Source organism: Hymenobacter sp. (genome assembly GCF_035709525.1).
Classification (GTDB): Bacteria; Bacteroidota; Bacteroidia; order Cytophagales; family Hymenobacteraceae; genus Hymenobacter.
The window spans coordinates 1-2,173 of record NZ_DASTEP010000125.1; the positions used below are offsets into that span (position 1 = coordinate 1).

Consider the following 2,173-nt stretch of genomic DNA (forward strand, 5'->3'; position numbering starts at 1 on the left):
CGTGGCCCGCTTCGTGGTCCGCACCGAGGCCGCCCTGCTGCGCTGGCTCGTCGCCGCCGTGCTCGGCCCCGAGCAGGCCGCCCCCGTGCTGCGCGCCCTCGACCAGGGCGGCGACCTCTTGCTGCGCATCCTGCGCCACCCCCTGCCCTTCCTCACTAACCTCGTCGCCGCCGGCCAGCGCGGCTTCGCCGCCTTCCTGGCCCACGGCCCCCGCCACCTGCTGGCCGCCGTCCAGGACTGGCTGCTCGGCGGCCTGGCCAACGCCGGCCTGCTCCTGCCCGCCCGCCTCGACCTGGCTGGCCTGCTCGACCTGCTCTTGCAAGTTTTCGACCTCACGAAGGCCGCCGTGCTGCATCGCCTGCGCCTGCGCCTGCCCACCCTGCCCACCGAGCGCCTGCAACAGGTGCTCACCCAAGTGGGCGGCGTAGCCCTCACCCTCTGGCAGCACGGCCCGCAAGCCGCCTGGCAAGCCATCAGTGCCCACGCCCAGGGCCTGCGCGCCCAGGCCCTGGACTTCGTGCAGCAGCAGGTGCTAGGCGTGGCCGCCAAGGCCGTGCCCGGCGGGGCCTTCCTGCAACTGGCCCGCGGCCTCTACCACGGGGTGATGCTCTTCGTAGAGAAGGGCAAGCAACTCGCCCAGGTGGGCCAAGCCCTCAGAGCCCGGCAAATACGCAGGGGGCATTTGTGGCTAACTACTACGCCTTTTTTACGTGAGCGGTGAGGCGGTTTCCAGCATCCCTAGCCCGGGGGTGCCCACTCACTGCCTGCAAGGCCTGCTGCCTGGGTGCATCATGGCCCATGGCTCGCGCACTTGGCCACCGGTTAGCCGCTGGCTTGCGATTGCAGAATGGCCATCATGCGGGCCTCGCTGAATCGTCCTTTTTTCATTTCTGGGTCGGCAAGTAGTGAATGTTACAGCTTTCGCTACTCACTACTGGCTGCAGTTTTGCGAAAACGCATACCTTCTACTCCAGGCGGCACAGGCACAACGGCTAACCGCGAGCAAGGCCAGTGTCTGCAAATCAGCAGCACCCCCGCCGCCCGCGTGGCCGAGCTGCCCCTGCCGGCCCGCTACACCCTGGCCGACGAAGTGCTGGACCTGAACGCCACGGCGATTACGTACCAGCTCGACAAAAACACGCGCACCGGCACCCGCTAGTACGGCACTCCCAACCAGACTCTGAGCTAGGCCAATGCGCAGCTGGCGGCGCTCACCGATGCCGAGTGGGCGGCCGGGGCCAAGCTCTACATCAGCACTACTCCCAGCACTAACGCCCCCAGCATCGTGGGCCTCACCTTGAAATAACCTGCTTATTATGAAGAATATTCAGCTTATCAACGCTACCCTGGCCGCTTTTCCCCAGGCCGCGCCCGCCTACTCCCGCGCCAAAATCACGGTAAGCCGGGCCATGCTAGTAAACGAGGCGGGCCGCGACGACCCCTTCAAGCTCTTCGACCAGCCCGAATCGTACAACGAGGGCGGTTCCAGCAGCTCGCCTGCGACCGAGGGCTGGATACCGAGTTATAATCCGGAAGAATACCCCTCAGCTTTTACGTTGACCTGGGGCACAATTACCAGCTGGATACGTTCTATCTCTTCGACGGCAATGGCATGGGCAGCGTCACGGTTTCGGCAGATACGCCGGGTGCCTGGGCCCCGCTTTTCACAGATAACCTGTCCGAGTACGAGCGCTGGAACAAATGGCCGGTAGCCGTTACTACGCGCTACTTCCGGGTAACTTACGACCAGTATAACGACATCAAAGGCGTCCGGAAGCTGGTGCTTTACGGCACGCGTGCCGACTGATTAATGGACTTATTTCCAAAGCAAAATAGCTGGAAACAAGTGTCATGCTAAACGTAGTGGAGCATCTCTACCGCTTCGTTGTACCCCTCGAGTAAAGCGGCAGCCCGGGGCGCGCCTATTTACTACCCGCAGGGCCTGTTGCGGCAAGGCTTCGACCTGGGCAAGGCCGCCGGGCCGCGCCTGCCACCAGTACACACGCCGGCTCCGCCCCGGCCCGCCTTTTTGCCCGCCCCCGGCCCCGCGCCGCCGTGGCTAAAGCCGCCGCCGCCCCTGTGCCCAAGCCGGCCGCCCCCCAGGCGGCCTCGGGCCTGCTGGCGGCCGTGCCCACCGCACTGGCCCCGGCCGTGGCCGCGCTGGGCCACGTAG

General features: G+C 65.6%; 2 protein-coding genes. Both read left to right on the forward strand.

The window, feature by feature from the left end; translation table 11 throughout:
• Positions 1 to 721: hypothetical protein (locus VFO93_RS10945; protein ID WP_325134410.1), on the forward strand; the 721-nt coding region annotated here is incomplete at its 5' end.
• 225 nt (positions 722 to 946) lie between these two features.
• Entirely contained in the window at positions 947 to 1,159 is a 213-nt protein-coding gene (locus tag VFO93_RS10950; RefSeq protein ID WP_325134411.1) for a hypothetical protein, read from the forward strand.
• Positions 1,160 to 2,173: the final 1,014 nt, after the last annotated feature.